18 protein-coding genes are annotated in these 17,269 nt (G+C 67.1%); 8 read left to right on the forward strand and 10 right to left on the reverse strand.

Translation table 11 applies throughout. The features are described from left to right. Positions 1-118 precede the first annotated feature (118 nt). From ACYR7D_RS19520 to lppU, 3 genes are all read right to left on the reverse strand, one after another. A complete protein-coding gene (locus tag ACYR7D_RS19520) occupies positions 119-769 on the reverse strand; it encodes a class I SAM-dependent methyltransferase (protein WP_459545966.1) in 651 nt (216 codons plus the stop codon). Between the two features lie 109 nt (positions 770-878). Further along, positions 879-1,595, reverse strand: coding sequence for an oxygen-binding di-iron domain-containing protein (locus tag ACYR7D_RS19525; protein ID WP_459545967.1), 717 nt, complete (start codon positions 1,593-1,595; stop codon positions 879-881). 237 nt (positions 1,596-1,832) lie between these two features. Beyond that, positions 1,833-2,423 carry an LppU family putative lipoprotein gene (gene lppU / locus ACYR7D_RS19530; protein ID WP_459545968.1) on the reverse strand — a complete coding sequence of 197 codons (591 nt, stop codon included), beginning with the start codon at positions 2,421-2,423 and terminating at the stop codon, positions 1,833-1,835. A gap of 799 nt (positions 2,424-3,222) precedes the next feature. Here lppU and ACYR7D_RS19535 point away from each other — a divergent pair. The 3 genes from ACYR7D_RS19535 (at position 3,223) to ACYR7D_RS19545 (ending at position 4,470) form a co-directional block, all read left to right on the forward strand. Continuing rightward, positions 3,223-3,636: a hypothetical protein gene (locus ACYR7D_RS19535; protein ID WP_459545969.1), complete on the forward strand. Its 414-nt coding sequence runs from the start codon at positions 3,223-3,225 to the stop codon at positions 3,634-3,636. 48 nt (positions 3,637-3,684) lie between these two features. After that, entirely contained in the window at positions 3,685-3,840 is a 156-nt protein-coding gene (locus tag ACYR7D_RS19540) for a DUF6131 family protein (RefSeq protein ID WP_459545970.1), read from the forward strand. Positions 3,841-3,975: 135 nt separating this feature from the next. Beyond that, positions 3,976-4,470 carry a flavin reductase family protein gene (locus ACYR7D_RS19545; RefSeq protein WP_459545971.1) on the forward strand — a complete coding sequence of 165 codons (495 nt, stop codon included), beginning with the start codon at positions 3,976-3,978 and terminating at the stop codon, positions 4,468-4,470. Between the two features lie 53 nt (positions 4,471-4,523). On the opposite strand, the gene ACYR7D_RS19550 is transcribed toward ACYR7D_RS19545, so the two are convergent. Both ACYR7D_RS19550 and ACYR7D_RS19555 read right to left on the reverse strand, forming a co-directional pair. Further along, positions 4,524-5,189 (reverse strand): hypothetical protein, encoded by a 666-nt coding sequence (locus tag ACYR7D_RS19550; RefSeq protein ID WP_459545972.1) that lies wholly within the window; start codon positions 5,187-5,189, stop codon positions 4,524-4,526. Positions 5,190-5,331: 142 nt separating this feature from the next. Next, positions 5,332-6,102, reverse strand: coding sequence for an IclR family transcriptional regulator (locus tag ACYR7D_RS19555; protein ID WP_459545973.1), 771 nt, complete (start codon positions 6,100-6,102; stop codon positions 5,332-5,334). Between the two features lie 67 nt (positions 6,103-6,169). On the opposite strand from ACYR7D_RS19555, the gene ACYR7D_RS19560 reads away from it, so the two are divergent. Genes ACYR7D_RS19560 through ACYR7D_RS19575 form a run of 4 tightly spaced genes read left to right on the forward strand, consistent with a single transcriptional unit; the run spans position 6,170 to position 10,378 of the window. After that, positions 6,170-7,174, forward strand: coding sequence for a 2-dehydro-3-deoxygalactonokinase (locus ACYR7D_RS19560; protein ID WP_459545974.1), 1,005 nt, complete (start codon positions 6,170-6,172; stop codon positions 7,172-7,174). A gap of 38 nt (positions 7,175-7,212) precedes the next feature. Further along, positions 7,213-7,836, forward strand: coding sequence for a 2-dehydro-3-deoxy-6-phosphogalactonate aldolase (locus ACYR7D_RS19565; protein WP_459545975.1), 624 nt, complete (start codon positions 7,213-7,215; stop codon positions 7,834-7,836). Positions 7,837-7,883: 47 nt separating this feature from the next. Then, entirely contained in the window at positions 7,884-9,032 is a 1,149-nt protein-coding gene (gene dgoD, locus ACYR7D_RS19570) for a galactonate dehydratase (protein ID WP_459545976.1), read from the forward strand. Between the two features lie 2 nt (positions 9,033-9,034). Beyond that, a complete protein-coding gene (locus tag ACYR7D_RS19575; RefSeq protein ID WP_459545977.1) occupies positions 9,035-10,378 on the forward strand; it encodes an MFS transporter in 1,344 nt (447 codons plus the stop codon). A gap of 188 nt (positions 10,379-10,566) precedes the next feature. On the opposite strand, the gene ACYR7D_RS19580 is transcribed toward ACYR7D_RS19575, so the two are convergent. From ACYR7D_RS19580 to ACYR7D_RS19595, 4 genes are all read right to left on the reverse strand, one after another. Then, positions 10,567-11,910 carry a diguanylate cyclase domain-containing protein gene (locus ACYR7D_RS19580; protein ID WP_459545978.1) on the reverse strand — a complete coding sequence of 448 codons (1,344 nt, stop codon included), beginning with the start codon at positions 11,908-11,910 and terminating at the stop codon, positions 10,567-10,569. A 114-nt stretch (positions 11,911-12,024) separates the two neighbouring features. Further along, the gene (locus ACYR7D_RS19585; protein ID WP_459545979.1) at positions 12,025-13,146 is read right to left on the reverse strand and encodes a terpene synthase family protein; all 1,122 of its coding nucleotides are present in this window, start codon (positions 13,144-13,146) and stop codon (positions 12,025-12,027) included. An 839-nt stretch (positions 13,147-13,985) separates the two neighbouring features. Beyond that, on the reverse strand, positions 13,986-14,897 hold the full coding sequence (locus ACYR7D_RS19590; protein ID WP_459545980.1) for a manganese catalase: 912 nt from the start codon (positions 14,895-14,897) through the stop codon (positions 13,986-13,988). 136 nt (positions 14,898-15,033) lie between these two features. Then, positions 15,034-15,741 (reverse strand): hemerythrin domain-containing protein, encoded by a 708-nt coding sequence (locus ACYR7D_RS19595; protein WP_459545981.1) that lies wholly within the window; start codon positions 15,739-15,741, stop codon positions 15,034-15,036. A gap of 258 nt (positions 15,742-15,999) precedes the next feature. Between ACYR7D_RS19595 and ACYR7D_RS19600 the strand changes: the two genes are divergently transcribed. Continuing rightward, positions 16,000-16,338, forward strand: coding sequence for a hypothetical protein (locus ACYR7D_RS19600; protein WP_459545982.1), 339 nt, complete (start codon positions 16,000-16,002; stop codon positions 16,336-16,338). Positions 16,339-16,432: 94 nt separating this feature from the next. On the opposite strand, the gene ACYR7D_RS19605 is transcribed toward ACYR7D_RS19600, so the two are convergent. Next, positions 16,433-16,999: a hemerythrin domain-containing protein gene (locus tag ACYR7D_RS19605; RefSeq protein ID WP_459545983.1), complete on the reverse strand. Its 567-nt coding sequence runs from the start codon at positions 16,997-16,999 to the stop codon at positions 16,433-16,435. Between the last annotated feature and the right edge of the window lie 270 nt (positions 17,000-17,269).

Consider the following 17,269-nt stretch of genomic DNA (forward strand, 5'->3'; position numbering starts at 1 on the left):
CCGTATCGCCGTCGATCCCGCTGAGGATCGTAACCGGCTCTCCGCCGTTCCCGGGAGCCCGGCCGGGAACGGCGGAACTACCTGCGGTCTCCGAGATCCACGACCGGAGGGTACGGGATCACCCGGGTGCTCCGGGCGTGGGCCGGGCGAGGGAGAACACCGCCACCAGGAATTCGGAAGTGTCGGTGAAGGGACGCAGATCCCACGTCGACAGGAGCAGGTCCTCGGCGAGCCCCTGCTCGGCGGCATCGGCGCGGAACTGCGCGAACTCGTAGCCGCGTCCGGCACCGAAACCGATGACCACCCGGCCGTCGGGCGCGAGGTGACGGGCGAATCCCGCGAGCACCGCGCCCCGGGTGGCCGGCGCCAGGAAGGTCATCACATTCCCGGCACAGACGATGACATCGAAACCGGCGGCGATACCGCGGCTCGGTAGATCCAATTCGGCCAGATCGCCGACGAGCCAGGTCGGCCCCGGATAGTCGGTCTCCGCGGCGGCGATCAGCACCGGGTCGACATCGATCCCGACCACGGTGTGGCCCGCGTTGTGCAGGAAACCGCTCAGCCTGCCCGGTCCGCAGCCCGCGTCCAGGACCCGGCCACCCCGGCCGATCATCGCGTCGACGAGTCGTGCCTCGCCGAAGATGTCCTGGCCCTCCGCGGCCATGGTGCGAAATCGTTGGACATACCATTGCGAATGCGCCGGATCGGCCTCGGTGAGTTCTTCCCAGCGGCTCCGAATACGTTCCTGCGGGGTACGTGCGTTCACGGTTCCTCCTCGTTCGCCTGGTCCGGAAGCGGACAGGTCGCCCGTTGGAAACAGTACGGGTGGCGGCGGAGGCGCCGTTCTCGCCGCGGAGCAGGCCGCGCGGTAGCGGTCAGACTCGTATCCGCTCCTCGTAGACCGCCGCCAGATCGCGCAGGGCCGTCGCTCCGTCGCCGGTGTAGCTGGGGCCGTGCATGATCGCCAGTGTGGTGGGACGCAACTCCGCGAGTCGATACAGCGCGGCGGGCAGGGCCGGGCCGAGGGAACTCGCATGGAACACGTCCTCGGCGCGGGTCGCCGGTCCCACCGGATCGGAACCGGTCAGGGCCGGCCCGTCGCCGAGCTGGGTCATCAGGTCGCCGCAGAACAGTACCCCGGTGCTCTGGTCGTAGAGCACACGCGATTCCCAGTTGTGCGGGGCGTGCGGGGTGTCCAGATGTTGCACCCGGTGATCGCCGAGATCGAGCACCTCGTTGTCGGCCAGCCGTCGCGGTAAGCGGTCGGCCATATCGTCGAGGGAGACCACGCAGCCCAGGACGCCGTGGGCCACCTCTGCTCGCGGGGCCGCGGCCAGGAACAGGTTCATCGCCCCCAGTTCGTCGGCCTCCACATGGCCGAAGGTGATCCATCGCAGTTGTTCGACCGGCCGGATGCGTGCGATCGCGGCGGACACCGAGGGGAACAGTGCCCGCATTCCGGTATGGAACAGCAGCGGCTCCTCGGCATCGATGAGGAACTGATTGAAGGTGAATCCGGTGGGTCCCACCTCGGGCACGAAAGTGGAGAACCGGTAGATTCCGTCGGCGATCTCGTTCGTTCGAGTTTCCATGAAGAGGCCCCTGGATAGTGCCGGATCCCCCGCTTCCATTCGAAGAACAGGCAGTCGAGCAGCGGCTGCCAGTGTACCCCTGTCGCAGTGGCCGAGGCGCGGGATCACCCGGGACGGGCTCAGGCCGGGATGGGCGGTGGAAGGCCAGGCGCCGGGCGGGTATTCGTGGCCGGACCGCGACACCGATCCCACGGCGTGCGTGGCCGCGCCGGCCACGCACGCCGTGGGCCACGGATACTAGACCTCGGCGACGCAGGTGATGAGCCGACGTTCCTCGTAGGTGTAGTAGCTGGTGGCCTCGGCCGGGCAGCCGGCTTCGTCGGTGGTGCCCGCCAGGATCTTCACCACACGGACGGTATCGGCCTTACCCGGGGTGCAGGGGCTGTGAGTGGGACTGTCGCTACCGGACGGGATCGTCATGCACTGCCCCTCGACCCAATCGATATCGAGGCACAGCGCGCCTTGCTCCACACCGCCCAGGGTGACGTAATAGGTCTGATCGACATCGGAGGCGCAACCGTCCTGCGTGGGCGCCTTGGCCACCACCTTGTAGTTGGCCGGTTCCGCCCCGCATGTCGCGTGGTCGATCTCGGCGTCCATCATCGTTCCCGACAGAGTCACGCAATCGCCGATCTCGGCGTCGAAGTCGACATCGCCGCCGTCGTCGGCTCCGTTCTGGCCGGGCACCGTAGACGCGGCCGCGGCCGAATCCGAGGAGCTCGAGGACGAACCTCCGGTACATCCCGAGAGCAGCAGTACGAGACAGCTCAGTACGGCGAGCACTACCGCCGGCCCGCGCGACCGGGATCCGGACATGATTGTGGACATGACAACTCCTTCATAGAGAGGGGTGAGGGTGAAAGGTTCGGACAGTGCGGTACCGGCGATCGCCGGGATGCGGCCGGTGAGGAGACCGGCGCCCGCGAGCGCTCGGCGCTGCGCGGAGGCCGATACGACCTACGATTGTTCGGATGCTGCCTACAGCGGCTATGGCAGACGCCCGAGTCGTGGACTCGTTCCGTGGACTGCGGGATCGTCGATCGACCGGTGCGGTAAACCCTCCCGAGGAACCGAAGTTCCGGCACCGGTGTGCATTGCGACCTGCCGGTCGCCGAGGTCTGCGACGGTATCCGGCGAGAGGCCGGGCCCTACCGGGCTACGGCATCGCGCCGGCCGTACGGGGGTGTGCCCCGTGGAGAAGGATGAGCGACACGTATCGGGGAGTCCGCGGCACCGGTGTCCCGGTGGGCTTCCGCCAGGCGACCCGCTGGGCGTGGCTACTCGTCCGAGCTACCGGCCGACCCCCGAACTGCGGCGATGTTTTCGGCCTGTTGCGCGGCCCGGGTTCGCCACTGTCCCCGTGACCTACGGCCGAAGATTCCCACGTCGGTACCTACTCCTCCTTCTGGCTACTGCCCAGCGGAATATTAGCCGCTGGGTCCCACACCCACCAGACCGAATCGGCCGCGCGTGGTGCCGGAGCCGGCCTCGGCGGACGGTCCCGGGATCAGCTGCCGCGCAGCGGTTCCCGAAGAGGCCCGCAGGAAATCGACTCCGCTCCGTTTGACATTCCTTCGTCCGGGAATAGCCCCCACACACAGTGTCCCCTAGACCCACGGGAATTGTTATGTTCATCGTTCTCGGGCTTGCCCTCGCCATAGCGGCGATCGCGGCCGGCGTCGCCGGCGTCGCCGCGAATACCAGTGAGGCAAACAAGCTGACCAGTGAATTCTCGGTTTTCGACTACTCCTTCTCCGGTACCACCGGCGAGCTGTTCCTCCTCGGTATCGCCGTCGGCCTGGTCGGTGGACTAGGGGTGGGTCTGGTCGTCGCCGGCGCCTGGCGCAGCACCCGCAAGGGTGTGGCCACCCGGCGTGAACTCCGCCGCTCGCGGCGGGAAGTGGCTGCGGCGCAGAAGGATTCCGCTGTGGAATCCGCGTCGGGTAAGCCCGCCGTCGCGGTTGCCGACCGGCGCGAACCGGTGTGGTCGGCGAACCGTTTCCTGCGCAGGCCCGGTAAGGGTGCCGCGACGGCGAAATAGGCCACAGCTCCCTTTTTCTCCCGAATATCGACACAGAAGGAACTGGTCATGATTGTTCTCGGACTCATCCTGCTCGTCCTCGGCTACCTGCTCGGGATCGGACTGCTCACCACGATCGGCATCATCCTGCTCGTCATCGGCGCGGTGCTGGCCATCGCCGGCGCGGTGGGCCGCCCCGTGGCCGGGCGCCGGCACTATTTCTAGTTCCGGCTTCTCGGCCGTGGCGGTGTGGCGGGTTCGTGCCCGCCACACCGCCACGGCCGTTTCCGGGGCAGGGAGATCCGGTGCGCCCGGCGGCCGCCGGATCGCCCATCGCGGCGGGGCTGTTATACAGATCGGATGCCCGAACCGATTCCCGCCTTCGACGCCGTGGTGGCCGCCGCCGACGCACCGATCTATCTGGTCACCCTCGCCGCCGGTGACCAGCGGGCCGGATGCCTGGTCGGGTTCGCCTCGCAGACCGGCATCGACCCTGCCCGGTTCCTGGTCTGCATTTCCAAGGCCAACCACACCTACCGTCTCGTGGATCGCGCGGATTTCCTCGCCGTACACCTCGTCGGCCCCGCCGAAACGGAGCTGGCGACCTTGTTCGGCAGTGAGACCGGTGACGAGATCGACAAGTTCGCCCGCTGCTCCTGGCGTACCGGACCGCACGGTGTGCCGGTGCTGCGCGGGGCCGCCGGATGGTTCTGCGGCCGCATCCTCGCCCGGCACGATTTCGGTGATCATGTGGGTCTCCTGCTGGCTCCCGAGGACGGCGAGGCGCCACGGCCCGGTGCGGCGGCACTGCGCTACCACGATGTGGCCGAGCTGAAACCGGGCCACCCGGCCTGATCGCCGGGGCGGCGGCGCCACAAGGTCGAGAGACCCGGAATCCGTGCCCCCGGTTACACCGGAACCGGTCGGGTCCGCGCGTATTCGATGATATCTCTTGTGTAGTCCGGGATTTCGCGTTCCGCGACGCACTCCTGGAGTTGCCGGATCGCATGATCGAGTCGCGGCCCGGGCCCGTGGCCGGCGAGCAGGACGACGATCGCCTCCCACGTACCGAGCCTCGGATCGGGTTGTGCGAGTAGCTCCTCGAGGTATCTGTCGGGGTCTGCCAGTTGTATCGCTCGCCGCGCGTACGCGTGCACGCGCCGCGGCAGTTCGGTGCGAATGGTGTCGATATCGTCCTGCCGGGCGTGTCCGCCCGGCAGGTCCGGGTCCACCCGCAGGTGCCACGCCGCGGTGTGTGCGTCGGTGAGACCGTGGGGGTCGACCAGATCGGGGCCGGTGGCTTCTTCCAACGGGACGGTGGGCAGCCCCAGCCGGGCGTTACGCCAGTTGTCGAACTCCCACCAGGAGATCGGTGTGGCACTCAGGTGCAGACCGAATCGGAGAACCTGCTGCCCGTCGGTCCATATACGGGAGACACGGGTGCGTCCGACCGCTGCGACCCCACCCGGTTCCAGTCGCACCCAGCGGGGTTCGGAACCGTGAAAACCGTAGGGATGAAGCAACTTTCCCATCTCGCGCATCAGGCGCCGCAGTGCCGGATCAGGTCTGACCATGCCGAGCAGCCTATCGATTCGGCCCGACAGTCCCGCACCGTTCGGGGCGCTCCGCGATATGCGGGGTTCCGGGGTCGCCTCGGGAAGTGCGCCGGATGCGACTCGGCCCGGGTGGGCTCGGCGATTTCCCGGCAGTCGTGGGTCAGTTCGCCAGGTAACCGAGTGAAGCCGAGATCTTTCCGGCGGCCCGGCGCACGACGGGTATCAGACCGCGCATCCTTTCGTCCGGCATATACGGCGTGGTTGCCGAAACGCTGATCGCCCCCACGATGGTGCGGGAGGCGTCCCGGATCGGGGCGGCGACACACCGGATGCCCGGCTCGTTGTCCTCCAGATCCATGGCCGCGCCCGCTCGGGCGTACTCGTGCATTCGTTCGACGAAACCGCCGGGATCGCCGCGTCGGCCGGCGACCGGGAGCCGGGCCTCGTCGGCGGCGTACTGGTCGGCCCACCGATCGGCGGCGTCCAGCAGGAGCGCCTTGCCGACGCCGGCTCGGCTCAGCGGCATGCGGTAGCCGATGCGGGACCGCATCTCCGCCCCGCGGGAGCCGGGCAGTTTATCGAGGTAGAGCACCGATCCGCCGTCTTCGACGGCCAGATGCACCGTATCCAGCACGGTGGCCGACAACTCCTCCAGCACCGGACGGGCCACCAGTGGCAGGGGATTACCGTGCAATGCCTTGAAGCCGAGCTCGATCAGTGCCGGCCCGAGGGTGTAACCCCGATTGTCGTGCCGTAGGAACCCCTGGGCCGCCAGTAGTTGCGCGAGGCGGTGAGTGCTGCTGCGACCCAGACCGGTGCGTTCGACGATCTCACGTAATCCCTGCGCGCCGTCGGCGACCGCGCGGATCACGGCGAGGCCGCGCGCCAGTGTCTGTGTGCCGGGTGGAACGTCGTCGGGGGAAGCGCTCATCCTCGCATAGTCCCACAAATAGGGACTACGTTGGAAATAACGGGACCTACTGTTCATAGTGGCCGTCATGATCTCGCACCGGCCGGAGCGCTCGATGCCGCGCCTCATCGCACTCGACTGGGGCACGACCTCGATGCGTTCCTGGTTGCTCGGCGCGGGTGGGCGTATCCTCGCCACCCACTCACCCGCCGGTGGGCTCCTCGATATGGCCGCCGGAATCGACACCGCCGATCCGGCGGCCCGGGCCCGCGCCTACGAAGCGGCCTATGCGGATGTGTGCGGCGCATGGTTACGCGCGTATCCGGGGCTGCCGACTTTGGCCTGCGGCATGGTGGGCAGCGCCCAGGGTTGGCGTGAGGCCGGTTACCTCACCGTTCCGGCCCGCCTCGATATCACCGGCCGGGCGCTCACCGCGATCGAGCTCGCGTACGGCACCGTGTACCTGGTCCCCGGGTTGCGCATCCCCTCCGATCCCCGGCGCGATATCCCCGGTGATGTGCTCCGCGGTGAGGAAACACAGGTCATCGGCGCACTCGAGCTGAGCGACCGCCCCGATGCCGAACGCATTCTGGTGTTGCCGGGGACCCATACCAAGTGGATGCGCATCGTCGGTCGCGAGGTGCTGTCCTTCACCACGGCCATGAGCGGTGAACTGTACGGGCTGGTCACCGGCCACGGGCTGCTCAGTCACACCGCGACCGCCGCGCGGCGGGACGACGCGGCCTTCGCACGCGGACTGACCGCGGGTTTCTCGGCACATGCCCGTGGGCTCGGCACCGCCCTGTTCGGCGCGCGGGCACTCGTGCTCGACGGTTTGCTCGAGCCGGCCTCGCTCGCGGACTACATCTCCGGTGTCGTCATCGCCGACGAAGTGCGGTCCCTGCTACCGCACTACTCCGGCGCGGAACGGGTAGTGCTGTGCGGCAATGCCGATTTGTGCCGTCGTTATGCCGTCGCGCTGCGGATACGCGATAGGGAGACCGAGATCGTGGCGGGGGAGGACGCCGCCGCGGCCGGGCTGTGGTCGGTCGCCGTGGCCACCGGTGTCGTCACGGTGGACGAGGGGCCGTGATGAGCGCGCAGCATTCGAACACTACCGAGGAGAAACTCATGGTCGGAACATCGGACGCCACCCCGTCCGGGCTGATCGCCATATTGCGCGGTATTACGCCGGACGAGGTCGTCCCCGTGGGATCGGCGCTGGTCGAAGAAGGGTTCCACGCCATCGAAGTGCCGTTGAACTCACCCGGTCCGTATGCGTCCATCGAGCGACTGGCCACCAGCCTGGGAATGCTCTGCCCGATCGGCGCCGGAACCGTACTCAGCGTCGACGAGGCCACCCGGGCCCGATCGGCCGGCGCCGACATCATCGTGTCTCCCGATACGAATGTCGAGGTGATCTCCGCTGCCCTCGCCCTGGGTATGCGCCCGTACCCGGGGGTGGCCACGGCGACGGAGGCGTTCGGAGCCATCCGGGCCGGCGCCCGCAGCCTCAAGATGTTCCCGTCCGAAGCGCTGGGCATCTCCGGTATGCGGGCGCTGCGCGCCGTCCTGCCGGCCGAGGTGGAAGTCCTGCCGGTCGGGGGAGTGGACGAATCGAACCTCGAGCGGTGGCTCGCCGCCGGCGCCGGCGGCGCCGGTCTCGGCACCAGCGTGTACCGCCCGGGCGACAGCGCCGACGAGGTACGTGCCAAGGCCCGCCGACTCTCGAAGATCTGGGCGTCCACCCGCTAGCGCCCACTCGTCACGGACAACGCAGTCCGCTGTACAGGAGGAAATTCATGAAGATCGCGTCGATCAGGACGTACACGTTGCCGCCGCGCTGGCTGTTCGTGCGCATCGAAACCGATGACGGCGTCGTGGGCTGGGGTGAGCCCGTGCTGGAAGGCCGCGCGGCATCGGTCGCCGCGACGGTCGAGGAGCTCTCCGACTACCTGATCGGCCAGGACCCGGCGCGGATCGAGGATCTGTGGACGGTGCTGTACCGGGGCGGCTTCTACCGGGGCGGCGGTATCCATATGAGCGCGCTGGCGGGGATCGATCAGGCGCTCTGGGATATCAAGGGCAAGGCGCTGGGCGTACCCGTTCACGAACTGCTCGGCGGCCGGGTGCGCGATCGCATCAAGGTCTATTCCTGGATCGGTGGTGACCGGCCGGACGAGACGGCGAAGGCCGCGCGCGCCGCGGTCGACCGCGGCTTCACCGCGGTGAAGATGAACGGTACCGAGGAACTGCAGTACCTCGACACCTGGGACAAGATCGACCGCTGTGTGGCGAATGTCGCCGCCGTGCGAGATGCGGTCGGGCCGAATATCGGTATCGGTGTCGATTTCCACGGCCGGGTGCACAAGCCGATGGCGAAGATTCTGTTGCGAGAACTGGAGCCGTTCCGCTTGATGTTCGTCGAAGAGCCGGTGCTGTCCGAGCACCTCGACAGCGTCGTGGATGTGCTGCGGCAGTCGCCGATCCCGATCGCCCTGGGCGAGCGCTTGTTCTCCCGGTGGGATTTCAAATCGGTACTGGCTTCGGGAGCGGTCGATATCGTCCAGCCCGACCCTTCGCACTGCGGCGGTATCACCGAAGCCCGCAAGATCGCGCATATGGCCGAGGCCTACGATGTGGCGCTGGCCCTGCACTGCCCGCTGGGCCCGATCGCGCTCGCGTCCTGTCTGCAGATCGATGCGGGATGCTACAACGCGACCATCCAGGAACAGAGCCTCGGTATCCACTACAACACCACCAACGAGCTGCTCGATTACCTGGTGGACCCGGCCGTGTTCACCTACTCCGAGGGGCAGGTGCGGATTCCCGCCGGACCGGGTCTGGGGATCGAGATCAACGAGGAATACGTGGCGGAGCGGGCCGCTACGGGGCACCGATGGCGTAACCCGATATGGCGTCACAGTGACGGCTCCTTCGCGGAGTGGTGAGCATGAAGACACTGATCCAGAAGCGCGTTCCCGAGCCGCGCGGTGCACTGGCCGCCAAGGCGACCAAAGCCCGTGTCCTGATCGCGGTCATGCTGTTCGTGACCGTGGTCATCAACTACATGGACCGCGCCAATCTGTCGATCGCGGTGCCCGCCATCGCCGAGGAAATGAATCTGTCCTCGGCGCAGCAGGGGCTGTTGCTCTCGGCGTTCGGCTGGACCTACGCCGCCCTGCAGATACCGGGAGGCTGGTTCGTCGACCGCATCCCGCCCCGGATGCTGTACCCGCTCTGCCTCGTGCTGTGGTCACTGGCGACCGTCTTCATGGGGGTGATCGGCGGTTTCGTCGCGCTCATCGTGCTCCGGCTCCTGGTGGGCGCCTTCGAGGCCCCGGCCTACCCGATCAACAACCGCGTCGCCACCGCCTGGTTCCCCGAGCGCGAACGCGCCACCGTGATCGGTTTCTACACCTCGGGCCAGTTCATCGGCCTCGCTCTGTTGACCCCGGTGCTGTCGTGGCTGCAAGCGGTGCTGAGCTGGCACTGGGTCTTCGTATTCACCGGCGGTATCGGTGTGGTGTGGGGTCTGATCTGGTACTTCGTGTACCGGGAACCACGGGACTCCTGGGCCGACGACGCCGAAATCGCTCATATTCGTCAGGGCGGTGGGCTGGTCGACCTGACCGCCTCCCGGCCGGCCCGGGCCAAGGTGACGTGGAGCGATATCGTCACCGTTCTGGGGCGGCGGAAACTGTGGGGCGTGTACCTGGGACAGTTCTGCCTGACCTCGACCCTGTGGTTCTTCCTCACCTGGTTCCCCACCTATTTGGTCGAGTACCGCGATATGGACTACCTCGAATCGGGTTTCCTCGCCTCGCTGCCCTTCCTCGCCGCGGTGATCGGAGTGCTGTTCTCCGGCGTGTTCTCCGATTTCCTGTTACGGCGTGGGGTTTCGCTCGGTATCGCCCGGAAAGGCCCGATCATCGTGGGCCTGCTGCTGAGCACGACACTGATCGGCGCGAACTTCACCGACTCCACTGCCCTGGTGATCGTCTTCCTGTCCGTCGCGTTCTTCGGTAACGGCCTGGCCTCCATCACCTGGTCACTGGTCTCGGCCCTGGCACCGGAACGGCTGATCGGACTGACCGGTGGCATGTTCAACTTCATCGGCAACCTCTCCGGGATCGCCACCCCGATCGTCATCGGGTTCCTCGTCACCGACGCGAGCTTCGCGCCCGCCTTCGTCTACATGACCGTGGTGACCCTGCTCGGCATCGTCTCCTACGTACTACTGGTCGGCCGTGTCGAACGAGTCCGCGAATCGCGATCCCTGCCGGAGCCGGCGTAACCGGTCGAGCGGGCGGCAGGTCACCCCGGCCGCCCGCTCGACCGGCAGAAAGACTGCTGAGGAACCGGTTATCCGGCGGCGAGGCGCACGCCGAAGGTCACCGGAGCCGTCCCGGCCGCGGCATCGACCAGGGCGTCCCGTCCGGCTGATCGCTCCGCCCGGGCCCGCATGATGCGCCGCGGCGCCTCCTACGGTCCCGACGGCTCATCGCCGGGACCTTCCTCGGGTATGTAGCGGTTCACCCGATCCGGTTCGGCGTTCGGATCGGTGTCGAGGGTGTGCAGCACCCACCGGGCCTTGCCGTTGTTCTTCGCGTGGTACAGACCGGTGTCGGCGGCGTCGAGCAGAACTTCTGCCTGGCCGCCCTCGACCGCGGTCACCACCGCTCCGATACTGGCCGACACCTGCAGCCGGTGGTTGCCCACGCCGACGGGTTCGTTCAGGGCGCCCAGCAGTCTGTTCGCCACGACGGCCATCCTGTCGTCGTCGACCGGCGGCGCCACCAGGGTGACGAATTCGTCTCCGCCGATCCGCGCGACCAGGCAGTCGAAATCCTGCACACTCTTGTGCAGCCGGCCCGCGACGGCGGTGAGTACCTTGTCACCGATGCCGTGACCATAGCGGTCGTTGATGTGCTTGAAGCGGTCCAGATCCACGAAACACAGGCCGATATTGTCTCGTGCGCTCGCGTCGCTGATCATGTTTTCCAGCCGCTCGAGCAGATGCCGTCTGTTCGGCAGGCCGGTCAGTGGATCGTGCCGGGCCTGCCGGTGCAGCTCCTCGCGCATCCGGTGCTGTTCGGTGACGTCCTCGCCCATGGCGAGGAGATAGTTCGGGTGTCCCTCGCCGCCCTGGACGAACGTGATGGAGAACGAAGCCCATCCGTAGCTGCCGTCGGAGCGGCCGATCTGCTGTTCCAGCTTCACCGTGCCGCGTTTGTTCGGTACCAGCTGTTCGTAGACGAGTTTGCGAATGCGTTCCCGGTCGGCGGGGTGGGCGAATTCGTAGACCGAGATACCGCGTAGTTCATCGGCCGGAACGCCGATCATATCGGCGAGAACCTGGTTGACATCCAGCAGCACACCATTGGTGTCGCCGATGGCGATGGCTACCGCCGCATTGTCGAAAACCACCCGGAAACGTTCGTTCGACCGCTGCGCCACCTCGTCGCGACGATCGGGCGGGAGGAACTGCATCTGCCGGCGCGCCCCGAACCCCTCGCCGAGCTTGGCGAGCAGCACCGATATCCGCCGCACCGTCTCCGGTTCGGCGTCCGGGCCCGCCAGGGACCACAGGAAGGGTGCGGAGTCCGCGATCACATCCGGTGTGGTCAACCCGGCCGTCGCCAGGGCAGCACCTGCCCTGGCGCCGGCGTCGGGATCGAAGGGTGTCGCGGTGAGGGCGAATATCAGGTCGTCGACCAGCCAGCGCAGCAACTGATCGATGTAGCGGGCCGATGGTGGGAAGTCGCCGTCCGCGCGTAGCGCCCGAGACCACGCCCGGACCAGCTCGTGACGCCCCGACTCGTCCATCGCACCCCTTCACCGATTCGCCGGCTCCGAGTTCGCACACGGCTACGCGTCCGCGTACACCGAGCGGCCATGTGTACACCCGAACGATGAACATCCTTCCTCATCGACCTGGATTCACTCCAGTCGGATCACACTGTTCTCCGCGAAGATACTGGCGCCTTTGTAGCGCATCGTCGCCAATTGCCACACCCAGGTGGCCTGGACACAACTGGAGAGGTCGGTGAGATGTGTCCGCACCTGCGCCGCGAGGTCGGTGTCCAGAATTTCCGGTTCGGCGCAGCGAGCGGCCAGGGCCTCGTGGAGCCGGCGGAATTCGGCGAACCGCCCGCGGACGATCTCGGCGGCTTCCCGCACCGCGTCGGCGAGCGTCGCACCCGGGTTGTTCAACAGGCAGACCGGTATCAGATTGAAATCGGATCGGTCGATGATGCACTCCTTCTCGAAAGAGAACATATCGTTCATCAACGCCCCGATCTCGGCGGTGAGCGCCTGTAATCGACGTAGGTCCGCGGCCAGGCCCGCCGTGGCCAGCTGTTCCCGGTTCAGATACCGGTCGCGGCCGAACTCGCACAGGGCGATCGCCGGGTACATTCCGGAGACCTGCGCGCGCAGGTCGATGTACTCGGCGGTCGTCAGCAGGTCGCCGCGGGACCGGGCGTTCTGGTCCCGGATGGCGGTGCGGAGATGCTCCAGCGTCGAGTCCAGGAACAGGTCGAGCCACTGCGGGTCCGCCAGCGTGGTCACCCGGGTCAGGAATTCGAGTGTCGCCGCCTCGAGGGGAGAAGGGTCGCCGGGGGCGATCCGCGATTCCAGCAACCGGCACAGGCGGTCCAGTTCCCGATGTGCCCGGTACTGTTCGGCGCCGGACAGCCCGCCGAACTTCTCCCGCCCCACAGTATCGTTGAGCCAGAACAGGATTGCGTTGAACAATCCGATGACGGTCAACCGTTCCGCGCTGATCGGCCCCGGGTGCAGGTACGGTGTCATGCTGTTGTAGTGCTCACCTCCGGGGTCCAGCCAGATCCCCTGTGCGCGGCAGTACCGTTCCACTTCGGCGCATGCCTGCTCCCCGAAATTACTGGGGCGGAATTCCTTGCAGTACTCTGCGATATCGCAGTCCGCGGTGCTGAACAGTTCTCGCAGCGACCAGGGCTCGCCCGTGTGAACCCAGGACTCGTGTTGCGCTCGCATACCGGTGATTTCGTGCTCGAGCGTCAATGTGTATCGAGAAGCCACGACGACTCTCCCTCCGCATATCCAAACCCTCTAAGTGTGGTTCACGGGAAGAGTCGTGTCACCTCTCCGGACGTGCCGTGGATGACAAGTACTCGAAACGAAGGTGTTCGAGTTCGTGAAATGTACTGCAGCACAGTCGATCCTGAGGAAACCGCTACGTAAGCCATTGGCCTTGAGTAGATTTCAAGGTCCGATTCTCTCGGATCCCGGTGTGGCGGGCAGGCCGGAGTGGGGCCCGCGCCCGATAGGCGTATCGGTGCCGCATCCGCGTCCACGACCGGATAGAGGGTATGGACGCAACCCCACCGCGGCGGGCGACCCAGCGTAAAACCGACCGGCCCGGGCAACGGGCCGGTCGGCTGTATCGTCCGGTTCACGAGAGCGGTCCGGACGGGAACCTGCGCGGGAAATCGGACCGCGGCCACGAACTCGTGAGTCGGCGCAGGCCCCGGTTACTGTCCGTCGTGATCATCGCGCCGCTCGAACCCCGAGGGCGTCGGCCCCTCTCGTGACGCCTGGGGCGCGGGGTCCGGAGGCGGTGCTCAGCCGGGCGGTTCCTGTGTGTCGTCGGCGACGGTCACCTCCGGTGCGATCTCTCGCGTGGCCATACCGCCGTCGCGGTTTCCGTCCGTGGGACCCGGCCTGCCGCCTCTGGGCTCATCACCGCTGCGGTCCTCGGTGTCCTTTTCTCGGGACAAGGATTCTTCCTTCCGTCATGGCCGGCCCGGCCCTGCGTATCGGCGACACCGCGTTCCATCACAGCGGTGCCGTTGCCCTCACCACCTGTACCGCCGAGCAGCGCGGAATGCGTCGCTCGGCGGGCGTCGTGGCTGCTGCGGTCAGGGTTTGTCGGGGTCCAGAGCGTCTTTTACTTTGCCCACAAGGCCTGCTTCGGTGCCCAGCGCCGCCGAACGGGGTTTGCCCTGGGACCCGTCGTAGGTGGCGTAGAGCAGCGGGTCCGGCGGCGGTGCGGAGGCCTTGTCCCCCAGGGGCTGCGGGTCGGCGAGGAAACCGTTCCGGTGTTCACCGTCGGGTGCGGTGCCGGTGGCCCACCTGCCCTGGTCGGCCTGGGTGCCGTCGGACAGATGCCACAGGCTCGTGGCATGTTCGGAATGCTCTTCGTCGAACAGCGCGGTCGGCGCGACCGTCCCCGCCAAACCGTCCTCCTTCAGTTGTTCGATTCCGGCCAGCCACATGTTCTGGTGGTAGGTGTCGCGGGCGAGGTTGAACTTCAGCATGTCCTTGACGCCGGGATCGTCGGTCATGTGATACAGGCGCGCGGTCTGGACCCGCCCCTGCGCCTCGGCATTGACATTCGAGTAGAAGTCGGCGAGCAGATTCCCGCTGGCCACGATGTAGCGGCCGTTCCACGGCACACCGTTGCTGTCGGCCAGCGTCGGTCCACCACCGGAGATGATGGCCTGCTGCGGGTCCATCCCACCCAGCACCGCGGCGACGACGGGGTCGGCGGCGGCCTGCTGGGTCGCCTTGGTCGCGGGCGCACCTTCGAGCAGGCGGGCCACCATGGTGGCGATCATTTCCACGTGACCGATCTCCTCGGTGGCCACGTCCATGATCATGTCCTTGTACTTGCCGGGCATCCGGCAGTTCCACCCCTGGAAGAGATACTGCATGGTGACGGTCATTTCGCCGTAGGCACCGCCGATCAGTTCCTGCAGTTTGCGTGCGTACACGGGATCGGGCTTCTCGGGCTTGACATCGAACTGTAGGTAATCGGTGTGTCGGAACATCCTGCCTCCACTACGGTCGAATCGCTGCTCGTATCCCCACCCGGCTCGCGGATACCGCCGCGACCGCGGCCCAAACACCGCAGTGCGGTACCGCTCCGGACGCACCTCGGGTCTCCGGTTCCGGCCCTTCGGCAGATCAGGTTCGTGTCGAGGGATGCTCACCGCTGCGCAGCGGTGGTAGGTGTTCGATGGCCCCGGCCGCGCTCGCCAGCACCCGGCTGGTCCGCCTGCACCCCGCCGCGAGGCGTGCCGGTGCGTGCCGGGCCATGCTGTCGAGGCGGTCCCGGGACCGGTCGATCGGCGCCAGCGGCAGGGCGGCCAGCGCATTACCCGGGAGGCGCCGGGCCACGGTCGGATGTGCCCGGGTGGGTGCGGTGACCCGCACCGACCACCACGCCCAGCCCACCCGGCGCAACATATCGGTGGACGCGACCTCCTGCAGCCTGGGTAACAGGACGTCTTCTTCGTCTCGGACATCCGCACGCAGCAGCGCCTCGATCCGCCCGAACAACCGGCGCTGTCCGGCGCTGTCCGGATCGAGCGTCTCCAATTCGGTGAACAACTCGTTGATCTGCTGATGCTCTTGTTCGACGCGGAGAGTCAGCGCATTACCGTCGGGCAGCATGCGCCGTAGCAGGGGCCACAGAACGGCTTCCTCGGCGAACGCGTGCGGAAAGACCAGCCGGCACAGTGCGGTCAGCGCGGCCTGGCGGTCGGTTCCGGTGGCGGCGGCGATGCGTTCCAGCAATGTATCGAGAATCTGGTGATCGTGACGTTGCCGCACGAGCACACTGTGCGGACCACCCAGTTCTTCTTCGCTCTGATCGGCGATGGATCGCAACATATCGTCTCCTCGGGAGTCCGGCCGTCCGACCGAGCGCCTACCCCGGTCGCCGCGGGGCAAACCCGCTGCGCAGCGGAACCTCCGCTGCTCCACCGGCCCGGCATGGACTGCGCTGGTTTGACCACGGTGACGGCGGGTAGGTCGCTCGAAAAATCCTCGAGGCGCTGGAGGCGATCCCCGGTGGTGTGTATCGGCGCCACAGCGCCTCCGTCCCGCGCCCGGGGCGGTCCGCGACGAAGATCGGAGGTTCGGGTTGTCATGAGTACCGGCGACGAAGCTCTTCCGCTTCCCGACTACGACCAGCTCACGCTGGGAACAATAGAACACCGTATTCGTTCACTCGAGCTCGGCCAGGTGCGGCAACTGCTCGAACACGAGAGCTCCACCGCGCACCGGCCGCGGGCAATGGAAATCCTGTCGGCCCGCATCGACCAGCTGGAGGCGGGTGCGCAACCTTCCGGCGGTGACCCGACGAACGCGCCGCCCGTGGCCGGGGTGCCGGGCGGTTCCCACGCCGACCCGGCCCACTCGCCCACCGATAACACCCCGCTGCGTCACGGGGTCGCCGAACAGACTCCGGCACGCGGGAAACCGTGACCCGGCCGGTGGGTCACGCGGTCCGGCCAGCGTCCCCGGTACCGATGTTCCGGCGGTGATCCCGCATCCGGCCGGACCGCTCCGGCCCGGCGAGTCAGGAAGCGCGGGGCTTGCTGATCATGTCCTTCGCACGGTCGAGCATGGAGGCGAACGGGCCCGCGAGCATATTCGCGGTCGCCGATTCCACGCCGGGATGGGGCCGGGTGGGAGCAGTGGCCTCCGCGAACTCGACGACCGCGCGCAGGCGTCGTAGTTCGTTCTCGTCGAGTTCGCTGTGGAGCCGAGTGAACTCCTCCCGTTCTTCGTTTTCGGCATGGGTGAGCACGGCATCCTGCAGCTTCCCCAGCAAGACATCGAACTCGAGGGAATCGATATCGACCGATTCGATCTCGGCCAACTGCTTCTTGGCCTTGTTCTCTTCTTCCAGACGCGCGTCGACGATATCGCCGCCGTGGTCGACCTCGCGCCGGGCTCGGGGATGGATGATCTCTTCCTCGGCGGTCTCGTGTACGGCCAGCAGGCGCCGCAGCTCGTAGAACTTCGCCTCGCGCTCCTCGCCGATAGCGCTCTGCACTTCTTCGAACAGCTCGCGGATACGCACATGCTGCTCACGCAGGAAGGTGATGGCGTCGGTGGTACTGCTGATCGGACTCGATCCCATGATGTCGTCTCCCTTCGGTACTGCCGATCCGGCGACTCGTTCGGGAGCTGCGGTACCCGGCGCTCAGGAGGCCAAACACGACGGAAGGGGGCTCTCTGTTCCGCGGATTCGCGATCGGCGGTAGACGGGCCGGGCCGATAACCGACCGGCCGTCCGGTCCGGACCCGGAAAACCGCACAGCGGTCTCCTCCTCGGGAATCGTTCGCTGCGCCGAGGTGTGTCGTCCCCGGTAATCGCCGATACCGAGGCAAGGTTTAACGGGCAGAAGCT

It is taken from the genome of Nocardia sp. X0981 (assembly GCF_977089955.1).